The sequence below is a fragment of the Sphingomonas faeni genome (assembly GCF_030817315.1).
Lineage (GTDB): Bacteria > Pseudomonadota > Alphaproteobacteria > Sphingomonadales > Sphingomonadaceae > Sphingomonas > Sphingomonas faeni_C.
In genome coordinates, this window is the sequence record NZ_JAUSZF010000001.1 from 3,754,990 (window position 1) to 3,774,077 (window position 19,088).

The 19,088-nt window shown below is 64.5% G+C and carries 18 protein-coding genes; 15 read left to right on the forward strand and 3 right to left on the reverse strand.

What is annotated here, in order from left to right:
* The first annotated feature begins 5 nt into the window (after nucleotides 1–5).
* Nucleotides 6–1,079: a pyrimidine utilization protein A gene (gene rutA / locus QFZ54_RS17385; protein ID WP_307089163.1), complete on the forward strand. Its 1,074-nt coding sequence runs from the start codon at nucleotides 6–8 to the stop codon at nucleotides 1,077–1,079.
* 342 nt (nucleotides 1,080–1,421) lie between these two features.
* Here the strand turns inward: rutA and QFZ54_RS17390 are convergent, their stop codons facing one another.
* Nucleotides 1,422–3,200 (reverse strand): cation:proton antiporter domain-containing protein, encoded by a 1,779-nt coding sequence (locus tag QFZ54_RS17390; protein WP_307089166.1) that lies wholly within the window; start codon nucleotides 3,198–3,200, stop codon nucleotides 1,422–1,424.
* Nucleotides 3,201–3,442: 242 nt separating this feature from the next.
* On the reverse strand, nucleotides 3,443–4,663 hold the full coding sequence (locus tag QFZ54_RS17395; RefSeq protein ID WP_056055940.1) for an NADP-dependent isocitrate dehydrogenase: 1,221 nt from the start codon (nucleotides 4,661–4,663) through the stop codon (nucleotides 3,443–3,445).
* Nucleotides 4,664–4,851: 188 nt separating this feature from the next.
* Between QFZ54_RS17395 and QFZ54_RS17400 the strand changes: the two genes are divergently transcribed.
* Nucleotides 4,852–5,580, forward strand: coding sequence for a phosphatidylserine decarboxylase (locus QFZ54_RS17400; RefSeq protein ID WP_307089171.1), 729 nt, complete (start codon nucleotides 4,852–4,854; stop codon nucleotides 5,578–5,580).
* Nucleotides 5,581–5,594: 14 nt separating this feature from the next.
* Nucleotides 5,595–6,437 carry a CDP-alcohol phosphatidyltransferase family protein gene (locus QFZ54_RS17405; RefSeq protein WP_373458613.1) on the forward strand — a complete coding sequence of 281 codons (843 nt, stop codon included), beginning with the start codon at nucleotides 5,595–5,597 and terminating at the stop codon, nucleotides 6,435–6,437.
* On the opposite strand, the gene QFZ54_RS17410 is transcribed toward QFZ54_RS17405, so the two are convergent.
* On the reverse strand, nucleotides 6,376–6,609 hold the full coding sequence (locus QFZ54_RS17410; RefSeq protein ID WP_307089536.1) for a hypothetical protein: 234 nt from the start codon (nucleotides 6,607–6,609) through the stop codon (nucleotides 6,376–6,378). The two genes, QFZ54_RS17405 and QFZ54_RS17410, sit on opposite strands and share 62 nt — an antisense overlap.
* A 325-nt stretch (nucleotides 6,610–6,934) precedes the next feature.
* Between QFZ54_RS17410 and rpsB the strand changes: the two genes are divergently transcribed.
* The 12 genes from rpsB to rpmE all read left to right on the forward strand — a co-directional run bounded on the left by rpsB (nucleotide 6,935) and on the right by rpmE (nucleotide 18,858).
* Nucleotides 6,935–7,789: a 30S ribosomal protein S2 gene (gene rpsB, locus QFZ54_RS17415; RefSeq protein WP_248525206.1), complete on the forward strand. Its 855-nt coding sequence runs from the start codon at nucleotides 6,935–6,937 to the stop codon at nucleotides 7,787–7,789.
* 89 nt (nucleotides 7,790–7,878) lie between these two features.
* Nucleotides 7,879–8,811: a translation elongation factor Ts gene (gene tsf / locus QFZ54_RS17420; protein ID WP_307089173.1), complete on the forward strand. Its 933-nt coding sequence runs from the start codon at nucleotides 7,879–7,881 to the stop codon at nucleotides 8,809–8,811.
* A gap of 393 nt (nucleotides 8,812–9,204) precedes the next feature.
* Complete coding sequence (gene pyrH / locus QFZ54_RS17425) at nucleotides 9,205–9,933, forward strand: UMP kinase (RefSeq protein WP_307089175.1); 729 nt, start codon at nucleotides 9,205–9,207, stop codon at nucleotides 9,931–9,933.
* Between the two features lies 1 nt (nucleotide 9,934).
* Nucleotides 9,935–10,492, forward strand: a complete 558-nt coding sequence (gene frr, locus QFZ54_RS17430) for a ribosome recycling factor (protein WP_307089178.1) — start codon at nucleotides 9,935–9,937, stop codon at nucleotides 10,490–10,492.
* On the forward strand, nucleotides 10,489–11,238 hold the full coding sequence (locus QFZ54_RS17435; RefSeq protein ID WP_373458568.1) for an isoprenyl transferase: 750 nt from the start codon (nucleotides 10,489–10,491) through the stop codon (nucleotides 11,236–11,238). Before frr ends, QFZ54_RS17435 begins: the two co-directional genes overlap by 4 nt.
* A gap of 181 nt (nucleotides 11,239–11,419) precedes the next feature.
* Nucleotides 11,420–12,175 (forward strand): phosphatidate cytidylyltransferase, encoded by a 756-nt coding sequence (locus QFZ54_RS17440; RefSeq protein ID WP_307089540.1) that lies wholly within the window; start codon nucleotides 11,420–11,422, stop codon nucleotides 12,173–12,175.
* Entirely contained in the window at nucleotides 12,172–13,326 is a 1,155-nt protein-coding gene (locus QFZ54_RS17445; protein ID WP_307089180.1) for a 1-deoxy-D-xylulose-5-phosphate reductoisomerase, read from the forward strand. The genes QFZ54_RS17440 and QFZ54_RS17445 overlap by 4 nt, the downstream gene beginning before the upstream one ends.
* A 27-nt stretch (nucleotides 13,327–13,353) precedes the next feature.
* Nucleotides 13,354–14,487: an RIP metalloprotease RseP gene (gene rseP, locus QFZ54_RS17450; protein WP_307089182.1), complete on the forward strand. Its 1,134-nt coding sequence runs from the start codon at nucleotides 13,354–13,356 to the stop codon at nucleotides 14,485–14,487.
* A gap of 53 nt (nucleotides 14,488–14,540) precedes the next feature.
* Nucleotides 14,541–17,333, forward strand: coding sequence for an outer membrane protein assembly factor BamA (bamA, locus tag QFZ54_RS17455; protein ID WP_307089542.1), 2,793 nt, complete (start codon nucleotides 14,541–14,543; stop codon nucleotides 17,331–17,333).
* On the forward strand, nucleotides 17,333–17,998 hold the full coding sequence (locus QFZ54_RS17460; RefSeq protein WP_307089183.1) for an OmpH family outer membrane protein: 666 nt from the start codon (nucleotides 17,333–17,335) through the stop codon (nucleotides 17,996–17,998). The genes bamA and QFZ54_RS17460 overlap by 1 nt, the downstream gene beginning before the upstream one ends.
* A 75-nt stretch (nucleotides 17,999–18,073) precedes the next feature.
* Complete coding sequence (gene fabZ, locus QFZ54_RS17465) at nucleotides 18,074–18,523, forward strand: 3-hydroxyacyl-ACP dehydratase FabZ (RefSeq protein ID WP_307089544.1); 450 nt, start codon at nucleotides 18,074–18,076, stop codon at nucleotides 18,521–18,523.
* 104 nt (nucleotides 18,524–18,627) lie between these two features.
* Entirely contained in the window at nucleotides 18,628–18,858 is a 231-nt protein-coding gene (gene rpmE / locus QFZ54_RS17470) for a 50S ribosomal protein L31 (RefSeq protein WP_307089185.1), read from the forward strand.
* The last annotated feature ends 230 nt before the right edge of the window (nucleotides 18,859–19,088 follow it).

Consider the following 19,088-nt stretch of genomic DNA (forward strand, 5'->3'; position numbering starts at 1 on the left):
GGCATATGCAGGTCGGCGTCTTCGTTCCCATCAACAACAATGGCTGGCTGATCAGCGAAAACGCGCCGCAGTACAAACCGAGCTTCGACCTAAACAAGGCGATCGCGCAGGCGGCGGAGAAGCACGGCCTCGACTTCCTGCTGTCGATGATCAAGCTGCGGGGATTCGGCGGCAAGACCGAGTTCTGGGATTACGGGCTGGAGAGCTTCACGCTGATGGCCGGGCTCGCCGCCGTCACCGAGAAGATCAAGATCTACGCGACCTGCGCCACGCTGCTGGTCCCGCCCGCCTACGCCGCGCGGATGTGCAATACGATCGATTCGATCAGCCACGGCCGGTTCGGCCTCAACCTCATCACCGGCTGGCAGCCGCCCGAATACACGCAGATGGGTATGTGGCCCGGCGACGAGCATTTCCGCAACCGCTACACGATGCTCGACGAATACGCCCACATCCTCCGCGAGCTGTGGGAGGAGGGGACGTCCGATTTCAAGGGCGACTATTACCAGATGACCGACTGCCGCGTCTGGCCCAAGCCGACCGGCGACATGAAGATCATCTGCGCCGGATCGTCCGACGACGGCTTGGCGTTCTCTGCGAAATGGGCGGACTACGCCTTCTGCCTCGGCAAGGGCGTCAACACCCCGACCGCCTTTGCGTTCAACAACGAGCGCCTAGCCGTGGCGACCGCGAAGACCGGCCGCGACGTGCAGATCTTCGTCCTGATCATGATCATCGCCGCCGAAACGGACGACGAGGCGATGGCGAAGTGGCAACACTACAACGCCGGCGTAGACGTCGACGCGATCGCCTGGCTGATCGATCAGGGCGCCAAGGACACGCACAACAAGGACACCAACGTCCGCCAACTCGCCGCCCCCGAAGGCGCGGTGAACATCAACATGGGCACGCTGGTCGGCTCGTACGAAACCATCGCGCGCATGCTCGACGAGATGGCCGCGGTCCCCAACACCGGCGGTGTGCTGTTGACCTTCGACGATTTCTTGGAGGGGGTGGAGGCATTCGGCACCCGTATTCAGCCGCTCATGAAGAGCCGCGCAGGCGTAACCCTAGCCTGACGAAACCGTTCGTTGGCCTAGCCCTCCTGTATCTCCCTCTCCCAACGGGAGAGGGAAGGGGCCCGTGGCGACTTCGCTGTGGAAGAGTGAGGGCACGGGAGGAGCGAGGGCGTCGGTGGCTAAGCTGCCCCCGACCCTAGCCCCACCCCGGCGAAGGCCGGGGCCCAGTTGGGAAGAAGAGGTAATAGGGGCCGGCGCTCCGTTACGACCACCTTTCCACCTAGGCCCCGGCCTCCGCCGGGGTGGTGGCGCTTCGGGAACGCTCAGAAACCTGTTCCCCCGCGAGGCGGGGCCCCAGACTGGACTCCCGCCTTCGCGGGAGAACGGTGCTTGAACCGGAGACTACGCTACCCGAGGCGTCCGCTTGGCCCGACGTATCCGCGGCTCGGCAATCATATCCGCCGCGTTCTTGATCTCCTGCCGCAACTCGTCCCGCTTCTCGTGGATCGACGCGATCACCGGCCCCATCGCCACCCCGAGATCGACCAGCACCGCCTCCGCCAGCTGCAGCGAACTCTCCAAGGTCTCCGGCACCGCATCCGTAACACCAGCCCGATACAACTCCGCCGCATGCGCCGTATCCCGCGCACGCGCCACGATCGGCAAGTCCGGCGCCAAAGCCCGCACCCGCCGCGCCAGCCGCACGGTCAGCACCGGATCGTCCATCGTCAGGATCAGCGCCTTTGCCGTATGTAGCTTCAGCCGGTCGACCAGCTCCGCCCGCGCAACGTCCCCGAACAGCACCGGGTGGCCTTGCGCGCGCGCGGCCTCGACCGAATCGATATCCGCCTCGACCGCGACGTACTTCTGCCCGTGGACCGCCAGCATGTCCGCCACCATCCGACCCACCCGGCCGAAGCCGATGACGACCGTCCCGGGTCCGTCGTCGTCGATCTCGACATCGCCCGCGTCCGCGATCGACCGACTCTCCAAGTGCCGCGACACGGTCCGGCCGAGCTTCGCGAGCAGCGGCGTGATCGTCAGCCCGATCGCCGTGACCGTCTGCCAGAACGAGGCGGTAGACGGCAGGATCAACTGCGCCTGTGCGGCCGTCGCGAGCACGATCAGCGTCGTCTCGGAAGGGCTACCCATCAGCAACCCCGTCTCCGCCGCAACCCCGCGCCGGGAGTTGGCGACCCGGAGGAACAGGAACGTCACGATCGCCTTGGTCGTGACCACGCCGCTGACCGCGAGCAGCAGCGACGGCCAGTTCTGCGCGATCAGCCGCAGGTCCAGGCTCATGCCCACTGTGATCAGGAACACGCCGAGCGCGAGGCCCTTGAACGGCGCGGTGATGACCTCGACCTCGCTGTGATATTCGGTCTCGGCGATCAGCAGCCCCGCCAGCAACGCTCCGACGATCGGCGACAATCCGGCGGCGGTGGTCGCGACGCTGGCGACGATCACCACCAGCAGCGATGCGGCGAGGAACAGCTCCGGGCTCTTGGTGCGTGCCGCCTGGCCGAACAATCGGGGCAGGACGAGCCGTCCGCCAATATACATCGCGACCACGGTCAGCCCACCGCGCAGTGCGACGCCGGCGATGCCTTGCCAGCCGGCATCGCTCGCCGTCGGCGCCAATGCTCCCAGTACGAAGATGATCGGCACGAGCGCCAGATCCTCGAACAGCAACATCGCGAACGCACCGCGCCCGACCGCACCGGTCGTGCCGACGAGCGGCAGGACCAGCGCCGTGGACGATAAGGCCAGCGCAAAGCCCAGCCCGATCGCGCCGGCCCATTCCTGGCCGATGAAATGCAATGCCACGCCGATGATCAGCGCCGAGCCGATCAGTTCGGCCGCGCCGGTGCCGAACACGAGCCGCTTCATCGACCACAAGCGCTTGAACGAGAGTTCGAGCCCGATCGAGAACAGCAGCAGTATTATGCCGAACTCGGCGAACGGCTCGATCGATTCCGGGCTCGATATGGTCACATAATACAGCCACGGCGCGGCGCCGGTCAGCGCGCCCAGACCCGCAGGGCCGACCAGCAGGCCGACGAGGATGAAACCGATGACCGGGCTCACCCGGAACCGCGCGAACGCGGGAATGACCAGACCCGCCGCGCCGAGAATGACGAGCGCGTCGCTGAAGCCGTGATTGTCGAGCCGTAATGCCATGCGCGCGACCTTAGGGGACGCATGACGAATTTGTCACCCGTGGCGTCGTATGACGGCCGACAAGACGTCTACGATGGCTGGATGTGGTTCGCTACGTTGCCCGCCGCCCGCGCGTCATTCTGACGAAAGTCAGGACCCAGAGTTACGGACGCTGACGTTTTTGGCCCTGGGTCCTGACTTTCGTCAGGATGACGTGAGGGAAGCAGAAAGCCCCGCCCCCTAGAGGGGAGCGGGGCATCAGATCAGGCCCAGTTGGCCATTTCGGTCTCGAGGTTCGACCGGACCTGCTCGAAGAACTGCTCGGTCGTCATCCACGGCTGGTCCGGGCCGATCAGGATCGCGAGATCCTTGGTCATGTGGCCGTTCTCCACCGTCTGGACGCAGACGCGCTCGAGCGTCTCGGCAAACTTCGTGACGTCGGGCGTGTCGTCGAACTTGCCGCGATACTTCAGGCCACCGGTCCACGCGAAGATGGACGCGATCGGGTTGGTCGAGGTCGCCTTGCCCTGCTCATGCATGCGGAAGTGCCGCGTGACGGTGCCGTGCGCCGCCTCGGCCTCGACGGTCTTGCCGTCCGGGGTCAGCAGGATCGACGTCATCAGCCCTAGCGACCCGAAGCCCTGTGCGACCTGATCCGACTGGACGTCGCCATCATAGTTCTTGCAGGCCCAGACGAACTCGCCGTTCCACTTCAGCGCGCTGGCGACCATGTCGTCGATCAGGCGATGCTCGTAGACGATGCCGGCTTCCTTGAACTTGTCCTTGAACTCGGCCTCGAACACCTCGGCGAACAGATCCTTGAAGCGGCCGTCATAGGCCTTGAGGATCGTGTTCTTGGTCGACAGGTACACCGGCCATTTCAGGTTCAAGCCGTAATGCATCGATGCGCGCGCGAAATCGCGGATCGAATCGTCGAGATTGTACATCGCCATCGCGACGCCCGCCGACGGGAACTGGAACACCTCGCGGTCGATGACCGTGCCGTCGTCGCCTTCGAAGACGAGGCGGAGCTTGCCCGGGCCGGGGACCAGATAGTCGGTCGCGCGGTACTGATCGCCGAATGCGTGACGGCCGACGACGATCGGGTGCGTCCAGCCCGGAATCAGGCGGGGGACGTTCTTGATCACGATCGGCTCGCGGAAGATGGTGCCGCCCAGGATGTTGCGGATCGTGCCGTTCGGCGACTTCCACATCTTCTTCAGGCCGAATTCGGTCACGCGCTGCTCGTCGGGCGTGATCGTCGCGCACTTCACCGCGACGCCGTGCTTCTGCGTGGCGAGCGCGCTGTCGATCGTGACCTGGTCGTCGGTCGCGTCGCGATGCTCGACGCCGAGATCGTAATAATCGAGCTGGATGTCGAGATACGGCTTGATCAGGCGCTCGCGGATCCATTCCCAGATGATCCGGGTCATCTCGTCGCCGTCGATCTCCACGATCGGATTCTTAACCTTGATCTTCGCCATATCCGGGTCCTTCGGGGGAGGGGTTTGGGGAGCGTCTACGGGACCGCGCCGCGGTGATCAACCACCCGGCAGCATCCAGGCTGTCCCTCCAGACTGTCATCGCCCAATCGCTAGCCAACCGCTGGTGCTGTAAGGAAAAGCCGGTTCATCGTTGTATCGCGCGTCCCGCACGGATAGACCCGCGGGTTATGGCATCGCTCGACAAGCCGCCCGTCACGACCTCAACGGTCAAATGGCGATTTCCCGCAGTCCATCCGGAAGGCCACAAATACGTCGCGATCGCGGCTGGCTTCACGCTGCTGTTGACCGTCGTCAGCCACGTGCTGTTCTGGCCAATGGTGGGCGTCGTGATCTGGGTCGCGACGTTCTTCCGAGATCCGATCCGCACGACCCCACAAGGCGAGGGCTTGATCGTGGCGCCGGCCGATGGCCTGATCACGATGATCCAGCGCGTCCCGATCCCGCGCGAACTCGCCGGCGTGAACGGCCTCGGCGATGCCCCGCTGGTGCGCGTTTCGATCTTCATGTCGGTGTTCGACGTGCACATCAACCGCACGCCGATCGCCGGCACGATCCGGCAGGTCGTCTATATATCGGGCAAGTTCCTCAACGCCGACCTCGACAAGGCTAGCGACGAGAACGAGCGCCAGCATTTTGTCGTTGAAGATCGCCACGGCATGCGCGTCGGTTTCACCCAAATTGCTGGCCTGGTCGCACGTCGTATCCTCGGTTTCGTGAAGGCCGGTGACATGGTCGCGGCGGGCCAGCGCATCGGCCTCATCCGGTTCGGCAGCCGCGTCGACGTGTACCTGCCCGATCATGTCGTACCGCAAGTCTGTCTCGGTCAGCGCAGCATCGCTGGCGAGACCGTTCTCGGCCGCGTCGGCGGCGTTCCGGTCGGAGGCATCGCCCAGTGACAAATCGCGACGAGATCGACGACGGTTCGAACGGTTCGACTGACGCACGTGGCCAAGGGCGGTTCGCCCGTACCCGTCGCGCACCGCGCGGACTTCCCTTGCGGGCGGTAGCGCCCAACGCGGTGACCGCGCTCGCATTGTGCTCCGGCTTGAGCGGCGTGCGGTTCGCAATCGGCGGGCAATGGGAAAGTGCCGTTGCGATGATCATGGTCGCGGGCGTGCTCGACGGACTCGATGGTAGGATCGCGCGCATGCTGCACGGCGAAAGCCGATTTGGCGCGGAACTCGATTCGCTGTCGGACGCCATTTCGTTCGGCGTCGCGCCTGCGCTGATCGTCTATCTATGGTCCCTAACCGCGTTGCCGCGCGTCGGCTGGATCTGCTCGCTGATCTTCGCGGTGTTCTGTGCGCTGCGTCTCGCACGCTTCAATGCCAAGATCGACGAAAGCCATCAGCCGCACAAATCAGCCGGCTTCCTAACAGGCGTTCCGGCCCCCGCCGGCGCAGGCTTGGCGTTGATGCCGATGTTCTTCTGGTTCTGGACCGACGAACCGACTTTCGCATCGCCATACTTCGTGGCGCCGTGGGTCGCGTTCGTCGCGCTCCTGATGGTGTCGAGTATCGCAACCTACTCGTGGAGTTCGGTCAAGCTCCGCAGCAACATCCGGTTCGAGGCCATCGCGCTCGTTGTACTGCTAGGCGCCGCGATCGTGAGCGCCCCGTGGCATACGCTCAGCATAATCTGCGTGCTGTACCTGATCTCAATGCCGTTCAGCATTGCAAGCTACGGTAAGATTAGGCGGCAGCGTTCCAGCGGCGGGCGGGTGCCGGAGCCGACATCGCAGCCCAGCGCCTGACCGCGATCCGGCGCTCCGCCACGGCCAGTGTGCGGAGCGGCTGGAACGCGGGTTCAACGTTGCCCATCGCGAGGCGGACAATGCGGTCCCACTGCGGCGCGATCGACGATACGATCATCATACCAGCAACGGCGAATGCACCAGCAAATACCATGAAGCTCAGAACCAACATCACGTCCGCCTTCCTATGAGTTGCGAACAAATCCTTAATGTCCGCAAACACTTGGTCAGAAACATCGTTCCGTTCGTCGCATTTTGAATCCGGCTGTACCGGGTCGAATCAGCGCCGAGTCGAACATCTGTTCCCCTCTGAACCCTTTATGTTCTCATTGCGTTCCATCAGTCAAGCGGGCCGTGCGCGATTGCTTTTCCCATAAAGCCACGCTAAGGGCCGTGCCTCTAACCCCGCATGGGAGGCATCATAGCCCGGTGCGTCTTGGTCATTCGGCCACGACGTCATCCGCTTCCCAGAGGCACAACCGGAAGGATATATCCCTATGGCGGCTCCAGTCGTCTCCATGCAGCAGCTCATCGAAACGGGCGCGCATTTCGGCCACCAGACGCATCGGTGGAACCCTAAGATGAAGCCTTACATCTTCGGTGATCGTAACGGCGTCCACATTCTCGACCTTTCGCAGACCGTGCCGCTGTTCGCGCGCGCGCTCGAATTCGTCTCGTCGGCCGTTGCCGGTGGTGGCAAGGTCCTGTTCGTGGGCACTAAGCGCCAGGCGCAGGAGCCGGTCGCTGATGCAGCGCGTCGCTCGGGCCAGCACTTCGTCAACCATCGTTGGCTGGGCGGCATGCTCACCAACTGGAAGACCATCTCGGGTTCGATCAAGCGTCTCAAGACGCTCGAGGAAATGCTGTCGGGCGACACCGTCGGCCTGACCAAGAAGGAAGTCCTCCAGCTCACCCGTGAGAAGGACAAGCTCGAGCTTTCGCTCGGCGGCATCCGCGACATGGGCGGCATTCCCGACGTGATGTTCGTGATCGACGCTAACAAGGAAGAGCTGGCGATCAAGGAAGCCAACACGCTGGGTATTCCGGTCGTCGCGATCCTCGATTCGAACGTGTCGCCGGACGGCATCGCCTTCCCGGTTCCCGCGAACGACGACGCGGCCCGCGCTATCCGCCTGTACTGCGAGGCGATCGCGATCGCAGCGACGCGCGGTGGCCAGGAGCAGCAGCGCCGCACCGGTGCCGACGTCGGCGCGATGGTCGAGCCGCCGAAGGAAGAGGCACTGAGCGCAGAGCCGACCGTCGAAGCTACGGCTGACACGGCGCAGGCGACCGCGAATGCCGATACCGCTGCAGAATTCGCAGCCGAGGGTGAGCGCCAGATCGACGCATAAGCGTCGTCGCCGAACCGTCATGCGGGCGGGGTAGGGCGAAAGCTCTGCCTCGCCCGCAACCATATTCAGACCCAAAGAGGATAAAAGACATGGCCGATATCACGGCAGCAATGGTCAAGGATCTGCGCGAGAAGAGCGGCGCGGGCATGATGGATTGCAAGAAGGCGCTCAGCGAGAACGCCGGCGACATGGAGCAGGCAATGGATTGGCTGCGCACCAAGGGGCTCGCAGCCGCCGCCAAGAAGTCCAGCCGTACCGCGGCCGAGGGCTTGGTCGGCGTCGCCGTGTCGGGCACCAAGGGCGCAGCGGTCGAAGTCAACTCCGAGACCGATTTCGTCGCGAAGAACGACCAGTTCCAGTCGTTCGTCCGTGACGTCACGCAGATCGCGCTCGCAACGGGTGGCGACATCGAGGCGCTGAAGTCGCAGACGATGCCATCGGGCAAGACCGTCGAGGAAGTTCTGACGAACAACGTCGCGACGATCGGCGAGAACCAGTCGCTGCGCCGCTCGCGCACGCTGGAAGTCAGCAAGGGTGCGGTCGTTCCGTACATCCACAACCAGGCGGCACCCGGCCTCGGCAAGATCGGCGTGCTCGTCGCGCTTGAGTCGGAGGCTTCGGACGAGGTTCTCCAGGCACTGGGCAAGCAGCTCGCAATGCACATCGCCGCGGCATTCCCGAAGGCGCTCAACGAAGCCGACCTCGACGAGTCCGAGATCGAGCGCGAGCGCGCGATCGCGACCGAGAAGGCCGCCGAATCGGGCAAGCCTGCCGACATCATCGCCAAGATGGTCGAGGGCGGCATCGCCAAGTACCGCAAGGAGCATGCGCTGGTCAGCCAGCTGTTCGTGATGGACGGCAAGACCAAGATCTCCGACGTCGTCGCCAAGGCCGGCAAGGATGCGGGCGCTGAGATCAAGCTGGTGGACTATGTCCGCTTCCAGCTGGGTGAGGGCATCGAGAAGGAGCAGTCCGACTTCGCAGCCGAAGTCGCTGCCGCATCGGGCGTGCCCCAGGCATAAAGCCTACTCTCCCTCGCCCCATCGGGGAGAGGGAAGGGGCCCGCGGCTACTTGGCCGTGGGAAGGGTGAGGGGAGTGGCGAGGTCTCGAACCTCACGCCCCTCATCCGGCCCTGCCGGGCCACCTTCTCCCCAATGGGAGAAGGACAACTACCCCTCTCCCTACGGGGAGAGGGGTCAGCTTGCGCAGCAAGCGCGGGGTGAGGGCAAGGGGTGAACCTTTCCGTCACCCTCCCTTTTCCCGCACGCAAGCGCACGCCTCCCTCTCCCGGGGAGATGCGGAATTGGCCGTCCTCCTCCGCCGAGAGGAAGGAATACCCCGGCGGGACCGGGTTGTGTGGAAATCGCCCCCCGCCTAAGGTCCGCGCCGCCCCGCCAATCAATATTCGAGATTTATGACGCCTCCGCGCTACAACCGTATCCTGCTAAAACTGTCGGGCGAGGTCCTGATGGGACCGTCCGGCCTGTCGATCGATCCGACCGTCACCGCGCGCGTCGCGCAGGAGATCGCCGACATCAAGGCCAAGGGCTACGAGATCTGCATCGTCGTCGGTGGCGGCAACATTTTCCGCGGCATGGCGGGCGCTGCACGCGGCATGGACCGGGCGACCGGCGATTACATGGGCATGCTCGCGACCGTCATGAACGCGCTCGCCGTGCAGAACGCGCTGGAGCAGATCGGCGTCGACACGCGCGTCCAGTCGGCGATCCCGATGGCGTCTGTCTGCGAGCCATTCATCCGCCGCCGCGCCGAGCGTCACCTGGAGAAGGGCCGCGTCGTGATCTTCGCGGCGGGCGTCGGCAGCCCCTATTTCACCACTGATTCGGGCGCCGCGCTGCGTGCTGCCGAGATGAAGTGCGACGCGCTGTTCAAGGGCACTTCGGTCGACGGCGTCTACAACGCCGATCCGAAGACGCACCCCGACGCGGTGCGCTACGAGACGGTGTCGTATAGCCGCGTGCTGTCCGACGACCTCAAGGTCATGGACGCGAGCGCGATCGCGCTGTGCCGCGACAACAACATCCCGATCGTCGTCTTCAACATCCGCGAACCCGGCAATCTCGCCGCGGTGCTGGCGGGTGATGGCGTGTCGACGATCGTCCAGAACGAGCAGGAGCTTTAAGATGGCCGCATATGACAAGACCGACCTCGAACGCCGCATGGCGGGTGCCGTCGAAGCGCTGAAGAGCGATCTCGCAGGGCTTCGTACGGGCCGCGCTTCGACCGCGTTGCTCGATCCGGTGATGGTAACGGTGTACGGCTCGTCGATGCCGCTGAACCAGGTCGCGACCGTGTCGGCGCCCGAGCCGCGCATGCTGTCGGTGCAGGTCTGGGACAAGTCGAACGTCGGCCCGACCGACAAGGCGATCCGTTCCGCGGGGCTCGGCCTCAATCCGATCGTCGACGGCCAGACTCTGCGCCTGCCGATCCCCGACCTGACCGAGGAGCGCCGCAAGGAACTCGCTAAGCTCGCCGGCCAATACGCCGAGAAGGCGCGCATCGCGGTCCGCAACGTCCGTCGCGACGGCATGGATTCGCTGAAGGTCGACGAGAAGAAGGGTGTGTTCAGCGAGGACGAGCGCAAGCGTCACGAGACCGAAGTGCAGAAGCTGACCGACGGCATTATCGCCGAACTCGATGCGGCTGCAACCGCCAAGGAAAAGGAAATCCTGGGCAAGTGAGATTGCAGGCCTCCTCGGCCGCGCCGCTCGTCGCTGTCCCGTCAGGCGGCGCGGTTCCGCGTCACGTTGCGATCATCATGGACGGCAATGGCCGCTGGGCGAAGAAGCGGTTCCTGCCGCGCTTCGCCGGGCACAAGGCTGGCGTCGAGGCCGTGCGGAAAGTGACGCGGGCCGCGCGCGCGATGGGGATCGAGGCGCTGACGCTCTACGCGTTCTCGTCGGAGAACTGGCGCCGCCCGGCCGAGGAGGTCAGCGACCTGATGGGGTTGTTGCGGCATTTTATCCGCAGCGACCTCGACGAACTCGCGCGCGAGAACGTCCGGCTCCGCGTCATCGGCGATTACCACAGCTTTTCGCCCGATCTTGTGGCGATGGTCGACGATGCGATCGCGCGGACCGCGAGCAACACCGGCCCGATCCTCGCGATCGCGCTTAACTACGGCGCGCACGCCGAACTGGTGACTGCCGCAAGGCGTCTGGCTGAGCGCGCGCGTGACGGGTCGCTCGATCCCGCCAGCATCGACGTTGGCACGATCGAGGCGGAACTCGACACGCACGACCTGCCGCCGCTCGACCTGATGATTCGCACCTCGGGCGAGCAACGCCTGTCGAACTTCCTGTTGTGGCAGGCAGCCTATGCGGAACTGCTGTTCGTCGACACGCTCTGGCCCGATTTCGACGCCGCCGCGCTCGCCGATGCGGTCGCCGCGTTCGGCCAACGCCAGCGCCGCTACGGTGGTCTGTGATCCTTCTGTTCCCTCGCGAACGCGGGGGCTCAGGAGCCAGGGACGCCGGCGTGCGTAACCCTGCACCCCCGCCTCCGCGGGGAAACGATATTCGGGTTGGAGTGGCCTTTTGACGACCCTGCCAGACCCCGCGAAAGCACCCGATCAGGTGCTTCGAACGCCGTCCAATCTCAAACTGCGGATGATCGCCAGCGTCGCGATGATCGTCGTCGCCAGCATCGCGCTGACGCTCGGCGGGATCGCGTTCTGGCTGCTCGGTATCCTCGCGGCGCTGTTCATGATGGCGGAATGGTCGATGCTTCAGGGCGTCGACGCCAAGACCAAGCGGATGACTCAGTTCGCGCTGTCGGTCCCGCTCGCGCTGATGGCGCCGGCGTCGCTGATTCTCGTCATCCATGATTTCTTCACGCTGGGCCTGCTCGCAGGTGCCGCGTTCTTCGTCGTCATCACGACGCGCAAGCCCAAGCTGGCGCTCGGCATCGTCTATTGCGGGCTCCCCGTGCTCGCGCTGATGATCATCCGGCGCCAGGACGAGGGTATCCTCTACACGCTGTGGGCGCTGTCGCTGGTATGGGCCTGCGATATAGGTGCGTTCTTCACCGGGCGGACGCTGGGCGGACCCAAGCTCGCGCCGGTGATAAGCCCGAACAAGACATGGTCGGGGCTCATTGGTGGCGTCGTGCTGGCGAGCGCGGTCGCGGCGGTGCTCCACACGCAATACGGCCTGCCGATGCGGATGACGCTCGCGACGCCGATGCTCGCCGTGCTCGCGCAGATGGGCGATCTTTACGAGAGTTGGTTGAAGAGAATGGCAGGCGTGAAGGACAGCGGCAACATCCTGCCCGGACATGGCGGCGTAATGGATCGCCTTGACGGACTGGTCCCGGTCGCGCCGGTCGCGGCGTTCCTCGTCATTCTGCCGCATCTCTACGCATGAAGACCGTCACGATTTTGGGCGCCACCGGCTCGGTCGGCACCTCGACGCTTGACCTGATCGAGCGTGAGCCCGACCGCTTCCGCGTCGTCGCGCTGACCGCGAACTGCGACGTCGCCAAGCTCGTTGCGGCCGCGATCCGGACCAAGGCCGAGTTCGCAGTGGTGGCGGACGAGGGCTGTCTTCCCGAACTCCGCGAGGCACTGGCCGGTACGGGCATCCGAGCAGGCGGTGGTGCCGAGGCAATCGCCGAGGCGGCGTCATCGGGCGCCGACTGGACGATGGGCGCAATCGTCGGCTGCGCGGGTCTGAAGCCGGTGATGGCGGCGATCGAGCAGGGCGGCACCGTCGTGATCGCCAACAAGGAGCCGCTGGTCTCCGCCGGCGACGTCATCCTCGCCGCGGCCAAACGGACCGGTGCCACGCTGTTGCCTGCCGATTCCGAGCACAACGCGATCTTCCAGTGCTTCGACGCGAGCCGCCCCGAAGGTGTCCGCCGTATCATCCTGACGTGCAGCGGCGGGCCGTTCCGCGACTGGACCACCGAACAGATGCGCGGCGTGACGCTCGAACAGGCGGTCAAGCATCCCAACTGGTCGATGGGCGCGAAGATCTCGGTCGATTCGGCAACCTGCATGAACAAGGGTCTCGAACTGATCGAGGCCGCGCGACTGTTCCCGATCGCGCATGACCGGATCGAGATCGTCATCCACCCGCAATCCGTGATCCACAGCCTCGTCGATCATGTCGACGGATCGGTTCTCGCGCAGCTCGGCCCCCCCGACATGCGCACGCCGATCGCGCATACGCTCGCCTGGCCGGACCGGATGGCGACGCCGATGGCCCCGCTCGATCTGGTCGCAATCGGCCGACTCGACTTCGAGGCCCCCGACCCGGTCCGCTTCCCGGCGCTCCGCTTGGCCCGCGAGGCGCTCGACGCCGGCGGAGCGCGACCGGCAATTCTCAACGCCGCCAACGAGGTAGCGGTCGAGGCTTTCCTGCAACGGCGCATCGGCTTCCTCGAAATTGCCGCAATCGTCGAACATACATTATCATGTTATGACCCGGCCGCGCCGGACAGCGTCGATGCCGTACTGGCGATCGACGCGGAAGCGCGGGTCTTGGCGGGCGAGCGTGTGAAGGCCAGTCGGTGAAGGCCGGCCATTGAAGGATTACGCGGTTTGATCGAAACTCCCGGTATCCTGTTGACCGTCCTGTCGTTCGCTGCGGTGATCGGGCCCCTCGTGTTCATACACGAGATGGGACATTACCTCGCCGGGCGCTATTTCGGGATCAAGGCGGATGCCTTCGCGGTCGGTTTCGGACGCGAGATCGCAGGCTTCACCGACAAGCGTGGCACGCGGTGGAAGTTCGGCTGGCTACCGCTGGGCGGCTACGTGAAGTTCGCCGGCGACATGAACCCGGCCAGCCAGCCCTCCGCGGAATGGCTGTCGCTCCCCGCCGAAGAACGCCAGCGTACCTTCCAGTCCAAGCCCGTATGGCAGCGCGCGATCGTTGTGGCCGCCGGCCCGGTCGTGAACTTCGTCGTCGCGATCCTGATCCTCGCCGGCTTCGCGTTCGCGTACGGTGACATCCGCATGCCGCCGATCGTTGGTGGCACCGTCCCGGGCAGCGCGGCTGCCGCGGCGGGCCTTCAGGCTGGCGATCGGATCACCGGCATTGGCGGCCGGTCGGTCGAAACGTTCGACGACATGGCGCGCTATGCCCGTATTCGCGCCGGCGAGCGGACCCGTGTCGACGCGATCCGTGGTGACCAACCACTTTCGCGCGATCTCGTCATCGGCACCGAACTCCAGCGCGATCGCTTCGGCAACGAATATCGGATCGGTCGCCTCGGCATCGCCGGCAGCAAGCCCGTCATCGTCCCCGTCAGCCTGTTCGAGGCGCCGGTCGTCGCGGTGAAGCGCACCGGACAGATCGTCTCGATGATGGTCGAGACGCTGGGGCAGGTCATCACAGGGCGCCGCTCGGTGAAGGAACTCGGCGGGCCGCTTAGCATCGCCAAGGTGTCGGGCGAGCAGATGTCGCTCGGGCTCGACGCCTATGTCTTCCTGATCGCGCTGGTTTCGATCAATCTAGGGTTCATCAACCTGCTGCCAGTGCCGATGCTGGATGGCGGTCACCTGTTCTTCTATGCGATCGAGGCGGTGCGCAGGCGCCCGGTCGAGCCGCAGGTTCAGGAATGGGCGTTCCGCGGTGGCCTCGCCGCGATCCTCGCGCTGATGCTGCTCGTGACCTTCAACGATCTCGGTAATTTCGGGCTCTGGAAGAATTTGGCCGGCTTGATCGGCTGACCACGATAGGGCAGGGCGGGCGCGCCTTGTATGTGCACGTTTTTAAGGTGGGTTTGGTGACAGCGATCAACGGTTACGATTTCGCGCGTAAGGGCGCCCTGCTGCTTGCAGGAACGATCCTGTCGGGCGTCCCCGCGTTCGCGCAGACGGCACCCGCCGCCCCGCCTTCTACTGGGCCTGCTGCCGCGCCCACCGGAGCGGCGGCCCGGAACGGTGCGACGCGAGTCGCTCCGCCTGTAGTAACGCCCGTCGGCGCACCCGTATCCGTGCGAACGATAAAGACTTTGCGCGTCGAGGGATCGCAGCGCATCGAAGGCGAGACGGTGCTCAGCTACACCAAGCTGCGCGTCGGTATCCCTTACACCGCGGAGACGCTCGATCAGGCGCTGAAGGATCTCCAGGCCAGCGACCTGTTCGCGGATTACTCGATCGCGGGTGTCGAGACCGGCAACATCGTGCTGCGCGTACGTGAGAACCCGATCATCAACCGCGTGATCATCGAGGGCAACAAGGCGCTGAAAAGCGACAAGATCACGAAAGAGATCAAGCTCGCGCCGCGCCAGATCTTCACGCGCACCGCGGTCCGCCAGGATATCGCGCGGATCATCGAGCTGTATCGTCGCCAGGGCCGCTTCGCCGCGGTGATCGACCCGAAGATGGTCAATCTCGACCAGAACCGTGTCGACGTGGTGTTCGAAGTCAGCGAAGGCCCGAAGTCGAAGGTCCGCCAGATCAACATCCTCGGCAACGAGGTGTTCTCCGACGACCAGATCCGCGGCCAGATGGCGACCAAGCAGTCGCGCCTGTTCCGGCTGCTCTCGTCGGCCACCAGCTACGATCAGGATCGCCTGTCCTACGATCAGCAGAAGCTTCGCCAGTTCTACCTGACGCAGGGCTATGCCGATTTCCGCGTGACGTCCGCCGTTGCCGAACTGACGCCGGACAAGAAGGACTTCATCATCACGTACGTGGTGGAAGAAGGTAAGCGCTACAAGTTCGGCGACGTGACCGTCGACAGCCAGATCCGCGACTTCGACAACACCAAGCTGGCAGCCTCGCTGCCGCTGAAGAAGGGCGATTGGTACAACGCGAAGCTGGTCGAGGATTCGGTCGACAACCTCAGCCAGACCGCGGGCCTGTTCGGCTATGCGTTCACCGAAGTGAACCCGGAGTTCCAGAAGGACGCCGAGACGCTGACGATGGGGATTAATTTCAACATCGCCGAAGCCAAGCGCACTTATGTCGAGCGGATCGAGATCAACGGCAACACGCAGACGCAGGACAAGGTCGTGCGGCGCGAGATCCGCCTGGCCGAGGGCGACGCGTTCAACAGCTTCCAGGTCAAGCGCTCGCAGGATCGCATCAACTCGCTCGGCTATTTCGCCGACAAGATGGAGATCAAGCAGCTGCCGGGATCGGCGCCCGATCGCGTGATCCTGGAGACGAACCTCGAAGAGAAATCGACCGGCGAGCTCCAGCTGTCGGCGGGCTATTCGAGCCTCGAGCGCTTCATCATCCAGGCGAACATCACGCAGCGCAACTTCCGCGGCAAGGGCCAGGAACTGCGCGCTGGCGTCAATTATTCGAGCTACTCGAAGTCGGTCGAGCTGGGGTTCACCGAGCCGTATCTGTTCGACAAGAACATCGCGATCGGCGGCGACATCTTCCGCCGCGACTACAACTCGTTCAGCTTCAATGGCAATGATCGCCAGACCAACTATTCGCAGGTCTCGACCGGTTTCCAGCTCCGTGCCGGCGTACCGCTCACCGAATTCTGGTCGCTGTCTGCTCGGTATGGCCTGTCGTATGACGAGGTCAGCCTCGACAACCAGTTCCTGAACCCCGACGGGACGTGCAACCGCCTCCAGGCCGGTAACTATCTCTGCGACGCAATCGGCAACCGGTGGACGTCGTCGGTCGGATACTCGCTCAGTCGCGATACGCTCAACAGCCGCCTGCGACCGACCGCGGGCTCGCGCTTCTCGTTCAGCCAGGACTTTGCGGGCTTGGGCGGCGACGTGAAGTATATCCGCACGCGCCTCGAGGGTTCCAAGTACGCCAATCTCGGCAGCGGGTTCATCGGCTCGATCATTGCAGAGGGCGGCTATATCCATCCGCTCGAGAAGAGCCCCGGCCCTGGACGCGATCCGATCCGGATCACGGATCGCTTCTATCTCGGCGAGCCACAGTTCCGCGGCTTTGACATTCGAGGCGTAGGCCCGCGTGTGCTTCGTGCGAGCTATATCAACAACGCGGACGGCACGCAGACGGTACAGACGTCGCGTGATCAGATTCAGGACGATGCGCTTGGCGGTCGCGCCTATTATCTGGCGCGTGCGGAGATCGAGATCCCGTTGGGCTCCGGTGCACGTGAGCTAGGCTTGCGGCCTTCGATCTACGCACAGATCGGCAGTCTGTTCGGTATCAAGCAGCCGCTGCCGACAGCGACGTTCGACTTCACGCTCGATAAGAACGGCAACCCGGTCTACCAGCCGCTTCCGGCGCGTGATGCTGCGAACAACATCGTGTACAACAACGTCTATACGCCGGCAGGGGCAACCGCTCCGACGGTTCGCCAGACGACGTGCCAGACCGGATATTCGGCAACGCCGGGTGCGACTGGCGCGGCATGCGTCGGCGGCGAGGTCAACACGGTCGTACCGGGCACCGCGCCGTTCCAGGAAACCTTCCTCGGAAATTCGGCCAAGCCGCGCCTGTCCGTTGGTATCGGCGTGAATTGGAACTCGCCGTTCGGCCCGCTCCGTATCGATCTCGCCAAGGCCCTGCTCACGCAGAAGGGCGACGACCCCAAGCTTATTACTTTCAACGTAGGGACACAGTTCTGATGACGACGTTCAAGACGCTTCTCCTCGCCGCGGCGCTCGTCGCGCCTGCCGCCATGACCGCGACCGCTGCCGATGCACAGGTTTCGGGCATCGCCGTTGCCGACGCGCAGGGTGCGATCGCCAACTCGAAGGCCTGGACCGCAGCCCGCGCCCAGATCGAGACGACCTACAAGGCACAGCTCGACCAGGCCGAGACCCGTCGTCAGGCCGTAGCTCGCGAATTGCAGCCGCTGGTCACCGCGTTCCAGACCGCACAGCGTGCGCCCGGCGCGACCGAAGCGACGCTCCGCCCACAGGCTCAGGCGATCCAGACGCGTGAGAACGCGGCGAACCAGGAACTCGCTCGCCTGACGCAGCCTGCCCAGCGCGCGCAGCAATACGCGATCGAGCAGATCCAGGCGAAGCTCAGCGACGCCGTGACGGCTGCCGTTCGTGCCAAGAACGTCAGCCTGTTACTGCGTCCTGAGGCCGCGCTGTTCGCACAGCCGACCGCCGACATCACCGCCGCGATCACGACCGAGCTCGATCGTCTCGTGCCGACCGTCAGCACGGCCGTGCCGGCGAACTGGCAGCCGAACCAGCAGGGTGGCCAGCAGCAGCAGGGCGCTGCTCCTGCAGCAGCGGGTCGCGCACCTGCCGCAACGCGCACGCCGCAGGGTCGTTAAGGTCGGCCTGTGACCGAGTCGGTGACTGAAACTGCCGAGACCGGCCCTGCCGAGACGGGTCCGGCTAAAACCGGTCTGGGCCCGCTCGATATCGGGCGCGTCATGGCCGCGTTGCCGCATCGCTACCCGTTGCTGCTGGTCGATCGTGTCGAGGATCTGATCCTCGACACCTCGATCACCGCGATCAAGGCGGTGTCGATGAACGAGCAGTTCTTCCAGGGGCATTTCCCTGGACGCCCGATCATGCCAGGCGTGCTGATCGTCGAGGCGATGGCGCAGGCGGCGGGGATCCTCGCCGTCGAGTCGCTTGGGCTCGCCGGGTCGGGCAAGCTCGTCTATTTCATGGCGATCGACGGTGCAAAGTTCCGCAAGCCGGTCGAGCCCGGCGTGTTGCTCAAGCTCGAAGTCACGTTCGTCCAGAAGCGTAGCTCGGTATGCAAGTTCGCCGGCCGCGCTATGGTCGATGGCCAATTGGTGGCCGAGGCGAACTTTACGGCGATGATCGCCGACCCGCCGAAAGCCTGACGCGAGCGTCAGGGCACGCATTCTTGTAAATTCGGGCGCGTCCGTGTACGGGCGCGCCTTCCTTTTCAGGCTGGTCGGAACCAGCCACCTACCGGAGAAGTCCCATGAAGCCCGATACGCACCCCGATTATCACATGATCACCGTCCAGATGACGGATGGCAGCAAGTACCAGACCCGTACCACTTGGGGTAAGGCAGGCGATGTGATGACGCTCGAGATCGATCCGCTCGCGCATCCGGCATGGACCGGCGGCCGTGGCACGATGCTCGACACCGGCGGCCAGGTCGCGCGCTTCAACAAGCGTTTCGGTGGCGGTCTCACGCTCCGCAAGTAACGTCATTCCGGCTGATGGCCGGATGGCTGCGATACAGAACCGGCGCACGCTGACCAGCGTGCGCCGGTTTTTGTATTTCTGGTTCGGCGCGGAGAAGCTGGAGTGCCGGGTGAGGTGCTACCGCACCATACCGCCTCGGCCCCGCTCAGCTCTTGGCGGGTGACTTTCCGAAAACTGACCTGAAACTGTAAAAAACCGTTTGACGGTTCTGTTAGGTGGTCTTAGAGGGG